10 protein-coding genes and 2 tRNA genes are annotated in these 14,239 nt (G+C 67.6%); 10 read left to right on the forward strand and 2 right to left on the reverse strand.

Annotation, left to right across the window (positions count from 1 at the left end; genetic code table 11):
* The first annotated feature begins 50 nt into the window (after nucleotides 1-50).
* On the forward strand, nucleotides 51-1,163 hold the full coding sequence (metX, locus tag VG561_RS09950) for a homoserine O-acetyltransferase MetX (protein ID WP_049405995.1): 1,113 nt from the start codon (nucleotides 51-53) through the stop codon (nucleotides 1,161-1,163).
* The gene (locus tag VG561_RS09955; protein ID WP_423179554.1) at nucleotides 1,164-1,508 is read left to right on the forward strand and encodes a DUF1294 domain-containing protein; all 345 of its coding nucleotides are present in this window, start codon (nucleotides 1,164-1,166) and stop codon (nucleotides 1,506-1,508) included.
* A 112-nt stretch (nucleotides 1,509-1,620) separates the two neighbouring features.
* Here VG561_RS09955 and cydC read toward each other — a convergent pair whose 3' ends face one another.
* Together cydC and cydD are read right to left on the reverse strand one after the other, a co-directional pair.
* Complete coding sequence (gene cydC, locus VG561_RS09960) at nucleotides 1,621-3,300, reverse strand: thiol reductant ABC exporter subunit CydC (RefSeq protein ID WP_423179555.1); 1,680 nt, start codon at nucleotides 3,298-3,300, stop codon at nucleotides 1,621-1,623.
* A complete protein-coding gene (cydD, locus tag VG561_RS09965; RefSeq protein WP_423179556.1) occupies nucleotides 3,297-5,042 on the reverse strand; it encodes a thiol reductant ABC exporter subunit CydD in 1,746 nt (581 codons plus the stop codon). The genes cydC and cydD overlap by 4 nt, the downstream gene beginning before the upstream one ends.
* A 228-nt stretch (nucleotides 5,043-5,270) precedes the next feature.
* Here cydD and VG561_RS09970 point away from each other — a divergent pair, with 228 nt between their 5' ends.
* From VG561_RS09970 to pgaB, 8 genes are all read left to right on the forward strand, one after another.
* The gene (locus tag VG561_RS09970; protein ID WP_005410352.1) at nucleotides 5,271-6,860 is read left to right on the forward strand and encodes a cytochrome ubiquinol oxidase subunit I; all 1,590 of its coding nucleotides are present in this window, start codon (nucleotides 5,271-5,273) and stop codon (nucleotides 6,858-6,860) included.
* Nucleotides 6,861-6,875: 15 nt separating this feature from the next.
* Entirely contained in the window at nucleotides 6,876-8,027 is a 1,152-nt protein-coding gene (gene cydB, locus VG561_RS09975) for a cytochrome d ubiquinol oxidase subunit II (RefSeq protein WP_014647773.1), read from the forward strand.
* A gap of 58 nt (nucleotides 8,028-8,085) precedes the next feature.
* On the forward strand, nucleotides 8,086-8,202 hold the full coding sequence (gene cydX / locus VG561_RS09980) for a cytochrome bd-I oxidase subunit CydX (protein WP_005410354.1): 117 nt from the start codon (nucleotides 8,086-8,088) through the stop codon (nucleotides 8,200-8,202).
* Nucleotides 8,203-8,257: 55 nt separating this feature from the next.
* A tRNA-Pro gene (locus VG561_RS09985) sits at nucleotides 8,258-8,334 on the forward strand.
* A 140-nt stretch (nucleotides 8,335-8,474) separates the two neighbouring features.
* Nucleotides 8,475-8,551: transfer RNA gene (locus VG561_RS09990), tRNA-Pro, on the forward strand.
* A gap of 221 nt (nucleotides 8,552-8,772) precedes the next feature.
* Complete coding sequence (locus VG561_RS09995) at nucleotides 8,773-9,978, forward strand: CynX/NimT family MFS transporter (RefSeq protein ID WP_014647774.1); 1,206 nt, start codon at nucleotides 8,773-8,775, stop codon at nucleotides 9,976-9,978.
* Between the two features lie 342 nt (nucleotides 9,979-10,320).
* Nucleotides 10,321-12,348 (forward strand): poly-beta-1,6 N-acetyl-D-glucosamine export porin PgaA, encoded by a 2,028-nt coding sequence (gene pgaA, locus VG561_RS10000; RefSeq protein ID WP_046431720.1) that lies wholly within the window; start codon nucleotides 10,321-10,323, stop codon nucleotides 12,346-12,348.
* 1 nt (nucleotide 12,349) lies between these two features.
* A complete protein-coding gene (gene pgaB, locus VG561_RS10005) occupies nucleotides 12,350-14,236 on the forward strand; it encodes a poly-beta-1,6-N-acetyl-D-glucosamine N-deacetylase PgaB (RefSeq protein ID WP_075076327.1) in 1,887 nt (628 codons plus the stop codon).
* Nucleotides 14,237-14,239: the final 3 nt, after the last annotated feature.

The following is a 14,239-nucleotide window of genomic DNA, read 5'->3' on the forward strand; positions in this document are numbered from 1 at the left end:
GGAAACCAGCGTGTCGCCAGCTCCACATGCGGCCCCGCTAGAATGACTGCATGACCGAATTCATCCCGCCCGGCACCCGCTTCCACGCCCTGCCCTCGCCGTTCCCGTTCAAGCGCGGTGGCACCCTGCACGGCGCACGCGTGGCCTACGAGACCTGGGGCACGCTGGCCGCTGACGCCAGCAATGCGATCCTGATCGTGACCGGCCTGTCGCCGGATGCGCATGCGGCGGCCAACGAGGCCAATCCGGCGCCGGGCTGGTGGGAAGCGATGGTTGGCCCCGGCAAACCCATCGATACCCGCCGCTGGTTCGTGGTCTGCGTGAATTCGCTGGGCAGCTGCAAGGGATCGACCGGCCCCGCCTCGATCAACCCGGCCAGCGCTGAGCCCTACCGCCTGGACTTCCCCGAGCTGTCGATCGAAGACGGCGCTCGCGCCGCGATCGAAGTCGTGCGTGCGCTGGGCATCGCGCAGCTGGCCTGCGTGGTCGGCAATTCCATGGGCGGGATGACCGCGCTGGCCGTGCTGATGCTGCACCCGGGCATCGCGCGCAGCCACGTCAACATTTCCGGCAGTGCGCAGGCGCTGCCGTTCTCGATCGCGATCCGCTCGCTGCAGCGCGAGGCGATCCGTCTCGACCCGCGCTGGAATGGCGGCCACTACGACGATGCCGAGTACCCCGAGTCCGGCATGCGCATGGCGCGCAAGCTGGGCGTGATCACCTACCGCTCGGCACTGGAATGGGATGGCCGCTTCGGCCGCGTGCGGCTGGATTCGGACCAGGCCGACGACGATCCGTTCGGGCTGGAATTCCAGGTGGAAAGCTATCTGGAAGGCCACGCACGGCGCTTCGTGCGTTTCTTCGATCCCAACTGCTATCTGTACCTGAGCCGTTCGATGGACTGGTTCGACCTGGCCGAGTACGCCGACGGCGACGTGCTGGCCGGGCTGGCGAAGATCCGGGTGGAGAAGGCACTGGCCATCGGCGCCAACACCGACATCCTGTTCCCGGTGCAGCAGCAGCAACAGGTCGCCGACGGCCTGCGTGCCGGCGGTGCCGATGCGCGCTTCATCGGCCTGGAATCGCCACAGGGCCATGATGCCTTCCTCGTCGATTTCGAGCGTTTCGGTCCGGCCGTGCGCGGCTTCCTCGACGCGCTGTAAGTGGCGTGGCGGCGTAACCTCGCGCTGGCCGCCTTCGGCGCGCTGACCGCCTTGATGATCAGCGGTGTGCTGCCGTTGTGGCTGGGTGGCTGGTGCCTGCTGGCCAGTGCGGTGTCGTTCGGCCTCTATGGCCATGACAAGCGCTCGGCGCAGCGAAAGCGATGGCGCATTCCCGAGCGCACCCTGCAGCTGCTGGCCTTCGCCGGAGGCTGGCCCGGCGCGCTGCTGGGCCAGGCGCTGTTCCGCCACAAGCATCGCAAAGCCGCATTCCAGTGGGTGTTCTGGCTGTGCGTGCTGGCCAACGTGGCCTCGATCGCGGTGATGCTGCGCGAGTTCTCCCATTGACCGGCCTGTAGAGCCGAGCCCATGCTCGGCTGGCTTGCTTCCGGAGCCGAGCATGGGCTCGGCTCTACAGTAGATCCACGCCATGCGTGGATGTGCCGACCAAGGTCGGCATCTACCGAAGCACTTCGCGCTCCAACACCCCATCGCGCAACCGGTACTGCGCATCGACCACGCCTTCGGGCAGGTCGTCGTGGGTGATCATCAGCAGGCTGCGCCCGTCCAGCAACCCGGAAAGGTCCTGCAACAGCGCACGTGCGGTATCCACGTCCAGGCCTTCGGTGGGTTCGTCCAGCAGCAGGATCGGCGCATTGCGCAGCAGCGCGCGCGCCAGTGCCAACCGCCGCGCCTGGCCGGCCGACATCGTCGCGCCGTTCTCGCCCACCCAGGCCTGCAGGCCACCGTTGCGCTCGGCCCAGTCCCCCAGGCGCACGCGACGCAGGACCGCCCACAACGCGGCATCACGGGCGTCGGGATCCCCCAGCCTCAGGTTCTCGGCCACGGTACCGGCAAACACCGGTGCGTTCTGCGGAAGCCAGGCCAGCTGGCGGTGCCACTCGGCCTGGGCGACGTCGCGCAGGTCGCGTCCGCCATAGGTGATTCGCCCCTGTTGCGGATCCCACAACCGCAGCAGCAGGCTGGACAGCGTGGTCTTGCCGCTGCCGCTGTCGCCACGGATCGCGATGCGTTCTCCCGGCGCCAGGGTCAGCTGCAGGCCGGACAACACCGGCCGCGCGGCACCTGGCCACTGGAAGTGCACGTCATCCCAATGCACGCGCGCCGCCTGGGGTACCGGCTGCGGCGTCTGCGGATCCTCCACCGTCGGCGGTTGTTCGACGATGGCCTGCAGGCGGTCGGCAGCAATGCGCCCGGACTGCAGCGACTGCCAGGCCAGGCCCATGCCGGCCCAAAGTTCGATCAGCGCCACGGTCAGGAAGACGAGGCCCGCGGCCATTTCCGGCGCGATGTGCTGCTGTTCGGTGGCGTGCAGGGCCAACGCCAGCATCGCCACCAGGCCCAGCCCCGCCACCAGGCCGTGCAGGGTCGAGGCCGCGATCAGGCGCCAACGCCGACGACGATCACGCGAGGCCAGCTGCTTGGCGGCCACGCGTACCTTCAGCTGCCAAGCCGCATCGGCATGCAGCGCAGCCAGGTCACCGGCCCCCTCCAGCCCTTCGAATGCAGCGGTGCGCAACGCCGCGCGGTGCGCGGCACGATCGGCCTCTTCGTCGTCATGGCCACGCACGCCCAGCCACGGCACGCCGAAGGCGATCAGCAGCGCCAGCACCGCCAGCAGTACCGCCGCCGAGGGCAGGATCAGCGCTGCCGAGGCAACCGCCACCAGCGACAGCGCGCCCAGCGCCACCAGCGGCCCGATCGCACGCACCAGCAGCCCATCCACTTCGCCGATGTCCCCCAGCAGCCGCGCCAGCAGCTCGCCGGTGCGCGTGGCGCCCAATCGTGCCGGCGCCAGTGGCAGCGCGCGGCGGAAGAACCACACGCGCAGGTCGCGGGCGATGCGCAGCGTGGCATCGTGGCCGACCAGCTTTTCGAAGTAGCGCGACACGATGCGCGCCATGGTCAGGCCACGGATGCCGGCCGAGGGTGAGAAGAAGTTGAAGCCCTGGCCGAGGCCGGCCGCACCGGCCAGCGCGGCCGCCGTGAGGAAACCACCGGACAGGCCCAGCAGCGCCGTGCCGGCCAGCATCGTGGTCCACAGCAGCAGCAGGGTCAGCAACAGGCGCGGCCGGTGCCGCAGGAATATCGCGCGCAGCGAATCAGGCGAACGGCTCATGCGCGCACCGCCTGTGCCGGCTCGACCAGGCGGCCTTCCGGCAACAGCAGGCAACGATCGGCCCAGGCGATCACCGCCGGGCTGTGGGTGGCGACCACTACGCTGCGCCCGCGTGCATACGCGGCCAGGCTGCGCAGCAGCGCCGCCTCGGTATCGGCATCGAGGAACGCGGTGGGTTCGTCCAGCAGCAGCACCTGCGGGTCGCGCAGCAGCAGGCGGGCCAGGCCGATGCGGCGCGCTTCGCCACCGGACAGGCCGAAACCACGCTCGCCGATCACCGTATCCAGCCCCTGCGGCAGGCGCTGTGCGAACTGCAGTACCTGCGAGGCCTCGGCCACCGCGCGCAGGCGCGCATCGCTGGCGCCGGGATCGGCCAGGCGCAGGTTGTCGGCGATGCTGCCGTGGAACAGGTACGGTCGCTGGCTGGCATAGGCCACCTGCACGCCGGGGCGCAGCTGCAGCTTGCCGGCACGCGGCGGCAACCAACCGGCCAGCGCCTCCAGCAGCGTGCTTTTGCCGGACCCGCTGGGACCGACCAGGGCCAGGCGCTGGCCCGGCTCCAGCAGCAGGTCCAGATCCCGCAGCACATCCTGCGGCGCCCCCAACGGGCGCAGTACCAGTCCTTGCGCCTGCAGTGGCGGCAAGGCGGCCTCGGCCGGCTCCACCGCCAGCGGCGCAACCTCGTTCTCGATCAGGCCCTGCTCGTCCGGCAGCGACTGCAGCAGGCGTTCCACTTCGGCGGCGGCGGCCAGTGCATTGGCGCGATCGTGGTAGTGCGCAGCCAGCCGTCGCAGCGGCGCATAGAACTCCGGCGCCAGCAGCAGGCAGAACAGGCCCGCACCCAGCGTCGGCACCGCTGCATGCAGCGACATCATGCCCAGATAGCTCAGGCCCAGGTACAGCGCCACCATCGCCACGCTCACCGAGGCGAAGAATTCCAGCACGGTGGACGACAGGAAGGCGATGCGCAGCACCTTCAGGGTGCGCACGCGCACGCCTTCGGCGGCGGCCTCGATGCCGGCCAGTTCGGCTTCGCCGCGGCCATACAGGCGCAGCAGGCCCAGGCCCTTGATGCGGTCGGCGAAATGGCCGCTCATGCGCGCCAGTTCGCCCAGCTGCGCGCGCCCGGCGGCTTCAGCGCCCCAGCCCACCAGCATCATGAAGAACGGCACCAGCGGCGCGGTGAACAGCAGGATCAGCGCCACCACCCAGTCCACCCAGGCGACAGCGGCCAGGATCAGCAGCGGCACCACCACCACTTCGGTGCGCACCGGCAGGAAGCCGCTGTAATAGCTCTCGATCGCATCACCGTGATGCAGCATCAGTTCGCCCAGTTCACCGGTGCGGCGCTGCCGCAGCCAGAGCGGGCCCTGGCCCAGCAGGCGCGCGAACACGCGTTCGCGCATTGCCAGCCGGGCGGCGTCGGCCACGTCACCGGCGGCGGCCTGGGTGGCGCTGCCCAGCAGGGTGCGCAGCACCAGGATCACCGCCAATCCCGCCAGCACCGGCAGGCCAGAGGCCAGCGGCACGCGCTCCACCAGCACCTGCTGCACCAGCCAGGCGATGGCGGCAGCCTGGCCGATCAACAGCGCGCCGGACAGGCTGATGCACAGCGCGGCCAAGCGCTGGCGGCCCCGGGCGGAGCGTGCCAGGTCGGCCAGCCAGGCCGTGCGCACACGCCGCTGGCGGGCGGTTTCAGCTTCCGGGGACAGGCCGTCAGGGGTCGTTTCGGCAGCGCTCAAGAGGTCTTCACGGGCAGCGGGGGAGACACGGCATTGTAGGCGCAGGCAATAGCCCGCCCCTGCGGCCGGCGGTCGCAGTCTTCATCAGGTTGGCATACGATCAACCGGGGCACCTGTTCATACATTGATCTGGATCAAGGCTGTTTGAAGTAGTCGGTCACATCATTCACGTCGTAGACCACCCTTCCCGCCACCTGCAACGGCACTATCCAACGAGGTAGCCAGGCCATGATTGATCAGACAGTCGTAGAACTGTCGCGGCTGCAATTCGCGCTGACCGCGATGTACCACTTCCTATTCGTACCGCTCACCCTCGGCCTGTCCTTCATGGTGGCCATCATGGAGAGCGTGTACGTGATGACCGGCAAGGAGATCTGGCGCAGGATGACCCTGTTCTGGGGCGTCCTGTTCGGCATCAACTTCGCCATGGGCGTTGCCACCGGCATCGTCATGGAATTCCAGTTCGGCATGAACTGGTCCTACTACAGCCACTACGTGGGTGACATCTTCGGTGCGCCACTGGCGATCGAAGGCCTGATGGCGTTCTTCCTGGAAGCGACCTTCGTCGGCCTGTTCTTCTTCGGCTGGAACCGCCTGAGCAAGGTCAAGCACCTGATGGTGACCTGGCTGATGGCGCTGGGGACCAACCTGTCGGCGATCTGGATCCTGGTGGCCAATGGCTGGATGCAGAACCCGACCGGTGCGGTGTTCAACCCGGAAACCATGCGCATGGAAGTGGTCGACTTCATGGCGGTGGTGTTCAACCCGGTGGCGCAGGCCAAGTTCGTGCACACCGTCAGCGCCGGCTACGTGACCGGTGCGGTGTTCGTGATGGCGATCAGCGCCCTGTTCCTGCTGCGCAACAAGCACAAGGACCTGGCCCGTCGTTCGTTTGCGGTGGCCGCGGCGTTCGGCCTGCTGTCATCGCTGTCGGTGGTCGTGCTGGGTGACGAGAGCGGTTACGCCGCCAGCGAACACCAGAAGATGAAGCTGGCCGCGATCGAGGCGATGTGGGAGACCGAGCGTGCGCCGGCCGACTTCACCGCCTTCGGCATCCCCAACCAGGAGACTCACCAGAACGACTACGCGGTGAAGATCCCCTACCTGATGGGCCTGATCGCCACCCGCTCGTTGAACCAGCCGATTCCCGGCATCCTGGAACTGGTCGAGCGCGCCGAACACCGCGTGCGTGGCGGCCAGCTGGCCTACGGTGCATTGGAACGCCTGCGCGCCAACAAGAACGACGTTGAAGCGCGCGAGATGTTCGACCGCCACTGGCAGGACCTGGGCCACGGCCTGCTGCTCAAGCGCTATCGCGATGACATCCTCAACGCCACCCCGCAGGAGATCTCGCAGGCGGCGATGGACACGGTGCCGCGCGTGATGCCGTTGTTCTGGACCTTCCGCGTGATGGCCGGCCTGGGCTTCTACCTGATCGCCTTCTTCGCACTGGCCTTCTACTACTCGTGCCGCAACAACTTCCAGGACAAGCGCTGGTTCCTCAAGCTGGCCCTGTGGACGCTGCCGGCACCGTGGATCGCGATCGAGTGCGGCTGGTTCGTGGCCGAGTATGGTCGCCAGCCGTGGGCGGTCGATGGCGTGCTGCCGACCTTCTATGCGGCGTCGGGCCTGGCCCTGCATGAAATCGTGCTGACCCTGGCCGGCTTCACTGCCATCTACACCGCGCTGATCGTGGTCGAGATCAAGCTGATGCTCAAGGCGATCCGCAAGGGTCCGGACGAGGTGCTGCCGTCGCTGCAGTCGCCCCAGCCGCATGCTTCCCACAATGCCTCGGCGCCGGCCGCCGGCCAGGCCTGAGGCAGGAGAACCAAGATGGATTTCATTCTTCTGGACTACACCACGCTGCGCGTGATCTGGTGGCTGCTGCTCGGCATCCTGCTGATCGGTTTCGCCGTGATGGATGGTTTCGACCTGGGCGTGGGCACCCTGCTGCCCTTCGTCGCCCGCAACGACGCTGAGCGCCGGCTGGTGATCAATACCATTGGTCCGGTCTGGGAAGGCAACCAGGTGTGGCTGATCCTGGGCGGCGGCGCGATCTTCGCCGCCTGGCCGCCGCTCTACGCGGTCAGCTTCTCCGGGTTCTACCTGGCGATGTTCGTGATCCTGTTCGCCCTGATCCTGCGTCCGGTCGGCTTCAAGTTCCGCAGCAAGATGCCCAGCGAGCGCTGGCGCAACACCTGGGACTGGGCGCTGTTCATCGGTGGCTTCATCCCGGCGCTGATCATGGGCGTGGCGGTGGGCAACGTGGTGCTGGGCGTGCCGTTCCACTTCGATGACAGCATGCGCATCTTCTACACCGGCTCGTTCTTCGGCCTGCTGATGCCCTTCGCACTGCTGGCCGGCCTGCTCAGCGTGTCGATGCTGGTCGCCCACGGTGCCGCCATGCTGGTGCTGAAGACCGACGGCCCGGTGGCCGAGCGTGCGGCCCGCTTCGGCAGCATCGCCGCGATCATCGCTTTCGTGCTCTTTGCGGTCGGCGGCGCCTGGGTGGCCTTCGGCCTGCCGGGTTACCAGATCACCTCGCAGGTGGTCACCGACGGCGCCACCAATCCGCTGCTGAAGACCGCCGAACTCGGCGCCGCCGGTGGCTGGATGCGCAACTACAGCACGATGCCGGCCACGATCCTGGCCCCGCTGCTCGGCCTGGCCGGCCTGCTCGCCAGTGCGGTGCTGCTGCGTGCCCGCCGCGGCGGCCTGGCCTTCATTGCCTCCGGTGCGGCCATCGCCGGCATCATCCTGACCGTCGGCTTCGCCATCTTCCCGTTCCTGCTGCCGTCCTCGAGCCAGCCCACCTCCAGCCTGACCGTGTGGGATGCCTCGTCCAGCCACCTGACCCTGTGGATCATGCTGCTGGCCACGGCGGTGTTCCTGCCGATCATCCTCGCCTACACCACCTGGGTGTACCGCGTGCTGAAGGGCAAGACCACCACCGAAGAGATGGGCAACAACCCGAACGCGTATTGATTGCTTGCACGTGTGCCGACCAACGGTCGGCACCTACCCGGAATGAAGGAGACTGATCATGTGGTATTTCGCCTGGATTCTCGGTGCCGGCCTCGCCTCGACGGTGGCCATCCTCAACGGCATGTGGTTCGAAGCCCGCGAGCAGAACCGCATCGAGAAAGAAAATCGTCGCTGAGCTGTAAAAAAACCTTGCCGCCTTGGCCTTCACACGGTATCTTAGGCGGCTCCTTCGGGGTGTAGCTCAGTCTGGTAGAGCGCTACGTTCGGGACGTAGAGGTCGCAGGTTCGAATCCTGTCTCCCCGACCACTTCGGTGGTCGCATTGAAGCCTGGTGAAGTCGTCCAGGCTTTTTTGTTCCCTGAAGTGGCACTGCTTCGGCAGTGTGAAGAAAACAGCATTCACCCCTTGCCGCCATCGGGGTGAATCGCTAGAATAGGCGGCTCCCTTCGGGGTGTAGCTCAGTCTGGTAGAGCGCTACGTTCGGGACGTAGAGGTCGCAGGTTCGAATCCTGTCTCCCCGACCACTTCGGTGGTCACCAAGAAGCCTGGAAGACATCACTGTCCTCCGGGTTTTTTTGTATCAGGCACCTGGCCGCCCGCATGACGGGACCTTGCCGGAGCCCGCACGTACAATGGCCGCGCTGCCGGCCCGCCAGCAGCCCCTCCCCCACCTGCCGCTTCGGCGTAGACCGATGCCGGCGCTGCATGCCATTGCCCCGGCGTGCGACACCTGCAAGGACCACCGATGAGTTCCTCCCCTTCCGATTCGCCGTCGCTGCTGCACGGCCGCGTCCTCGCATTCGCCGCGATCCTGCTGGCAGCGATCAACCTGCGCACCGCGGTCACCTCGATCACTCCGCTGCTGGACGTGCTCGGCCAGCAGTTCGGTTTCGGTACCACCATGACCGGCGTGCTGGGCATGCTGCCGACCGCGTCGTTCGCACTGTTCGGCGTGGCCACGCCGGCACTGGCGCGGCGCCTCGGGCTGGAGCGCACCACGCTGCTGGCGATGGTGATGGCGATGGCCGGCCTGCTGCTGCGTTCCAGCGCCGGCAACGTCGGCACGCTGCTGTTGGGTTCGGTGGTGGCACTGGCCGGCATGGGCATCGGCAACGTGGTGGTGCCGCCGCTGGTGAAGCGCTATTTCGCCAACAAGGTCGGCACCATGAGCACGCTCTACATCAGCGTGCTGCAGCTGGGCACGATGCTGCCGGCACTGCTGGCGGTGCCGGTGGCCAACGCCGCAGGCTGGCGCGTGTCGCTGGGCATGTGGGCGCTGCTGGCGCTGGCTGCCGCACTGCCGTGGCTGGTGCTGGCCACGCGCGCGCCGAAGCCGCAGTCCAACGTGTCCGATCCGACCGCGCAGCCGCATGGCAAGGTCTGGCGCACGTCACTGGGCTGGAGCATGACGCTGATGTTCGGCATGACCTCGCTGATGACCTACTCGATGTTCACCTGGCTGCCGCGCATCGTGGTCGAGGCCGGTGGCACGCCCGCGTTCGGTGGCGTGATGGTCGCCGTGTTCTCGGCGCTGGGCCTGCTGCCATCGCTGGTCATTCCGTCGATGGCGGTGCGCATGCAGAACCCGTTCCCGCTGGTGCTGATCGGCTTTTTCTCGTTCGTGATCGCCTTCACCGGCCTGCTGCTGGCACCGATGAAGGCCCCACTGCTGTGGGCCTGCCTGCTCGGCGTCGGCCCATCCACCTTCCCGCTGGCACTGACCCTGATCAACCTGCGCACCCGCACCCCGACCGGCTCGGCGGCGCTGTCCGGCTTCATGCAGGGCGTGGGCTACAGCTTCAGCTGCCTGGGCCCGTTCCTGGTCGGCTGGCTGCACACGGTCAGCGACGGCTGGACCCTCCCGTTCAGCTTCCTGTTCGGCTGCGCCGCCCTGATGCTGTGCGCCTCGTGGGTGGCCTGCAAGCCGCGCAAGCTGGAAGATCTCTGGTAAGCCACGTGGGGCCCGCAACCGGGCCCACCTACCATTCGTCAGCCCGTCTGCGCATTTTGACGCCGGGCTGACAATTCCGGGCGGATAGTGCCCACGAATGCCCATCCTTGCCGCGTGCCGGCATCGGGCATGGGGGCGGCAGCGCCGCCCGGGCCACCACTCGGTGTGCGGGGGACTTTCGTTTCAGACAAGACATCGCAGGTCGCTGTCCGGGTTGTATCCGTCTTCGCTGGGCGGGAATGCACGAAGGGAGTGACGCGGGCCACGGCCACGCCAAAAGCTGGCATGTGATGTGCGTCACATTTTTCAGGTTGTCTGGTTCGGAAGCCAAGGGGGTCCCCAATGGTTGTCCACCGCCGGCTGGCGCTCTGCGTCGGCCTCGCCTGCACCGCCCTGGCCTGGGCCAGCAGCGCTGCCCCGCCCGACCGCGAAGCAGCGTTGGCCGAGATCGGCCGCTATCGAGACCAGGCGCGTTGGCTGGACGCCCTGGGCGCGATCGAGCGCGCCAGCCAGCAGCAACCCAACGACGACCTGCTGTTCAAGCTGCGCGTATTGACGCTGGGCGACATCGGCAACGCCTGGCGTGCGTGGGAGCTGTACCAGCAGCGCCCGCAACTGTTCGACGCTGCGCAGAAACAGCGCCTGGAAGGCGACTACCTGGCCAAGCTGGTGGTCTGGAGCCTGGCCTACAGCAGCAGCGAGGACAGCCGCCTGGAAGAAGCCGAATCGACCCTGGCCCGCATGCAGCGCTACCTCGGCGGCGAAGGCACCCCGCCCTCGCAGGCACCACTGCGGATCCGCATGGACCGGCTGATCCTGCTCAACCGGCTGGGCCGCCATGCACAGGTCCGCGAGGAAGCGCGGGCACTGCAGGCCGAAGGCCACACCCTGCCCGACTACGTGCTGCCCGCAGTGGGCGATTCGTTGATGGGCACCCTGCACCCTGAAGAAGCCATCCCGGTGCTGCAGGCGGCCGTCGCTGGCGACCCGACGCGCGACGCCTCGCATTCGGAACTGGCTTACGCCTACCTGGAAAGCGAGCAGCAGGAAAAAGCCATCGACCTGCTGCAGGCATGGCGCGACAAGGAGCCGGCGTGGCGCTGGAGCAACGGCAAGTCGCCGTACGCGAACTGGTCGCGCTACGAGGCCGATCTCAACCTGGCGATGGTGCGCGCCTACAGCGGCGACCTGCACACCGCGCAGCACGACCTGGAGTCGATGGTCGAGATCGCACCCGGCAACGGCGGGCTGCAGAGTGCGCTGGGCAGCGTCTACATGATGCGCGGCTGGCCACGCCGGGCGCTGCAGCGCCAGCAGATGGCACACGCGCTCGATCCGCGGGACATCGAACCGCGGCTGGGCATGGAAGAGGCCTATGTCGCCCTGCAGCGCGACGACCTGGCGCGGCCGCTGCACGATGACCTGGTCGCACGCTACCCCACCCAGCCGGCCGTCGAACGCATGGACCAGGCCTGGCGCGCGCATCGCGGCTGGCAGCTGAAGGCATGGACCGACATCGGCCGCAGCTCCGGGGGCGGCGGTACTTCGCCCCTGGGCAACAACGACCGCCACTACGGCGTGGACGTGGAGACGCCGATCCTTGATGACCGCTGGCGGTTGTTCGCCCTCGCCGACCGTCGCGTGACCGACTTCCAGGACCAGCGCATCGATCCCCTGTGGCTGGGTGCGGGCGTGCGTTACCGCTTCGGGCAGCTGGATGCGGAAGCGGCGGTCCTGCGCGCCAACGATCACATCGGCGACACCGGCCTGCGCGTCGGCGTCGGCTGGCAGTTCAACGATTCCTGGCACGCCGGCGTGGTGGTCGCACGCAATGACCCGGAGGCCTCGATGCAGGCGCGCGCGGCCGGCATCACCGCCGACAGCGTGAGCGCACAGGTGGACTACCGGCGCAGCGAGCTCACCCACTGGACGTTCGGCGCGAGCCGCTTCCGCTATGACGACGGCAACCACCGCGAGCTGTTCGGCACCAGCGTCCAACAGCGCCTGCTGACCCGCCCACGCTGGCTGGTCGATGGCCTGGCCAGTGCCTACACCAGTCGCGGCAGCCGCGATGATGCGCCCTACTTCAACCCGAAGCGCGACCGCATGGTCGAGATCGGCCTGCGCATCGACCAGCAGCTGTGGCGGCACTACGAGCGCCACTTCCGGCACCGGCTGACCGTCTCGCTGGGCGACTACTGGCAGGACGGCTTCGGCAGCGCGTTGGTGCCGTCGGTGTCCTACATGCACGAGTGGCAGCTGGGCCCTGGCCGCGTGTTCGAGTATGGCGTGCGGTGGTCACGACCGGTCTACGACGGCCATCGCGAGCGCCATATCGGCTTCGAAGCCGCATTGCGCTGGGGAGACTGACATGGCCCGCTTCCTGCGACTGATCGTGCTCCTGCTGCTGGCCTGCGTGCCACCGGCGTTCGCGCAGCAGCCCCTGCATCTTGATGCGATCGACAACGGCCTGCTGATCCTCAGCTACCACGACATCCGCGACAAGGTGGCCGCCAAGGGTGATGCCGATTCCTATGCGGTGAGCACGCAGAACTTCGCCGCGCACCTGGACTGGCTGGGCGCGCACGGCTACCACCCGGTTTCGCTGTCGCAGCTGATCGAGGCCTCGCAGGGCCGCGCCACGCTGCCTCCCAAGCCGGTGCTGCTGACCTTCGACGATGGCCTGCGCAGCGTCTACGACAAGGCGTTCCCGCTGCTGCAGGCCTACCACTACCCGGCCCTGGTGGCGGTGATCACCGATTACGTGGACATGGCACCGGGCCGCACCATCGACTACGGCTACCGCCCGTTCGGCCATGATGACTTCGTGACCTGGGCGCAGCTGAAGCAGATGCACGACAGTGGCCTGATCGAAGTGGCCAGCCATACCGACGACCTGCACCACGGCGTGCTTGCCAATCCGCAGGGAAACTCCACGCCCGCCGTGGTCACCCGCATCTACACCCCGGCCACGCGCAGCTACGAGAGCGGGACACAGTATGAGCAGCGCCTGCGCACTGATCTTTCGCGCAGCGTGCAGCGCATCCAGCAGCACCTGGGCGTGCGCCCGCGCGCCATCGTCTGGCCATATGCCGCGTACAACCAGTTGAGCAACGACATCGCCGAGCAGCTGGGCATGCCGGTTTCGTTCGACCTGGAAGGCCGTAGCACGCCAGTGGCCAGCGACCTGCACGGGCTGGCACGATTGCTGGTGAGCAACAACCCGACCGTGGAAGGCCTGGCCTACGAACTGCGCCGAGACGTGGCGCTCGATGGCATCCGCGCCCTGCAGATCGATCTGGATGACATGTATGACCCGGATCCAGCGCAGCAGGCACGCAATCTCGATGCATTGATCGAGCGGGTCAAGCGCATCGCGCCGACCCATGTCTATCTGCAGGCCTTTGCCGACCCGGACGGCAACAACACCGCCGATGCGCTGTATTTCCCGAACCGGCACATGCCGATGCGGGCGGACCTGTTCAGCCGCGTCGCCTGGCAGCTGAAATCCCGCGCGGGCGTGAAGGTCTACGCGTGGTTGCCAGTGCTCGGCTTCGAACTGCCCGACCCGGAGCAGCGCAAGGTGCTGGCGATCCGCAATGGGGATGCCGACGGCATGTACCGGTTGGATTTCACCAACCCGAAGGCCAGGCAGATCATGCTCGACATCTACGAGGACCTGGCGGTCAATTCGTACTTCGAAGGCCTGCTGTTCCATGACGACGGCTACCTGCGCGACACCGAGCTGCCCGCCCTGGCGGCCGGCGAAGATGGCAGCGCACGTACCCAGGCACTGATCGACTTCACCCTGGCCCTGCGCAACAGCGCGCAGCGCTGGCGGCCGAAACTGGCAACGGTGCGCAACCTGTATGCCGAGCCGGTACTCCGCCCGCAGAGCGAAGCCTGGTTCGCGCAGCGCCTGGACCTGTTCAACAAGGCCTACGACCAGACGGCGCTGATGGCGATGCCGTGGATGGAAGGCAGCAGGCACCCCGAGCGCTGGCTCGACCAGTTGCTGGCCGCGGTACGCGCGCACGACCCGCAGCTTCAGCACACGCTGTTCGAGCTGCAGACCGTCGATTGGCGCAGCGGGCAGCCGATTCCCGCCGGGCGCCTGCGTGCGCAGATCCGCCAGTTGCAGGCGCAGGGTGTGCACCACTTCGCCTGGTACCCCGATGACTTCATCGCCGACCAGCCCTCCACCCGCGATGCCCGCGCGGCAATGTCCGCCGGCAACTTCCCGTACCCGGAGAAGTGACGT

The organism is Stenotrophomonas sp. CASM110 (assembly GCF_049384345.1).
In the GTDB taxonomy this organism is placed as follows: Bacteria; Pseudomonadota; Gammaproteobacteria; order Xanthomonadales; family Xanthomonadaceae; genus Stenotrophomonas; species Stenotrophomonas muris.

What these genes read in the sequence shown, in the direction of transcription:
- cydC (WP_423179555.1), bottom strand. Translation starts at nt 3,300, where the DNA reads ATGAGCCGTTCGCCTGATTCGCTGCGCGCGATATTCCTGCGGCACCGG.
- VG561_RS09970 (WP_005410352.1), top strand. Translation starts at nt 5,271, where the DNA reads ATGATTGATCAGACAGTCGTAGAACTGTCGCGGCTGCAATTCGCGCTG.
- pgaA (WP_046431720.1), top strand. Translation starts at nt 10,321, where the DNA reads ATGGTTGTCCACCGCCGGCTGGCGCTCTGCGTCGGCCTCGCCTGCACC.
- cydX (WP_005410354.1), top strand. Translation starts at nt 8,086, where the DNA reads ATGTGGTATTTCGCCTGGATTCTCGGTGCCGGCCTCGCCTCGACGGTG.
- cydB (WP_014647773.1), top strand. Translation starts at nt 6,876, where the DNA reads ATGGATTTCATTCTTCTGGACTACACCACGCTGCGCGTGATCTGGTGG.
- pgaB (WP_075076327.1), top strand. Translation starts at nt 12,350, where the DNA reads ATGGCCCGCTTCCTGCGACTGATCGTGCTCCTGCTGCTGGCCTGCGTG.
- metX (WP_049405995.1), top strand. Translation starts at nt 51, where the DNA reads ATGACCGAATTCATCCCGCCCGGCACCCGCTTCCACGCCCTGCCCTCG.
- VG561_RS09995 (WP_014647774.1), top strand. Translation starts at nt 8,773, where the DNA reads ATGAGTTCCTCCCCTTCCGATTCGCCGTCGCTGCTGCACGGCCGCGTC.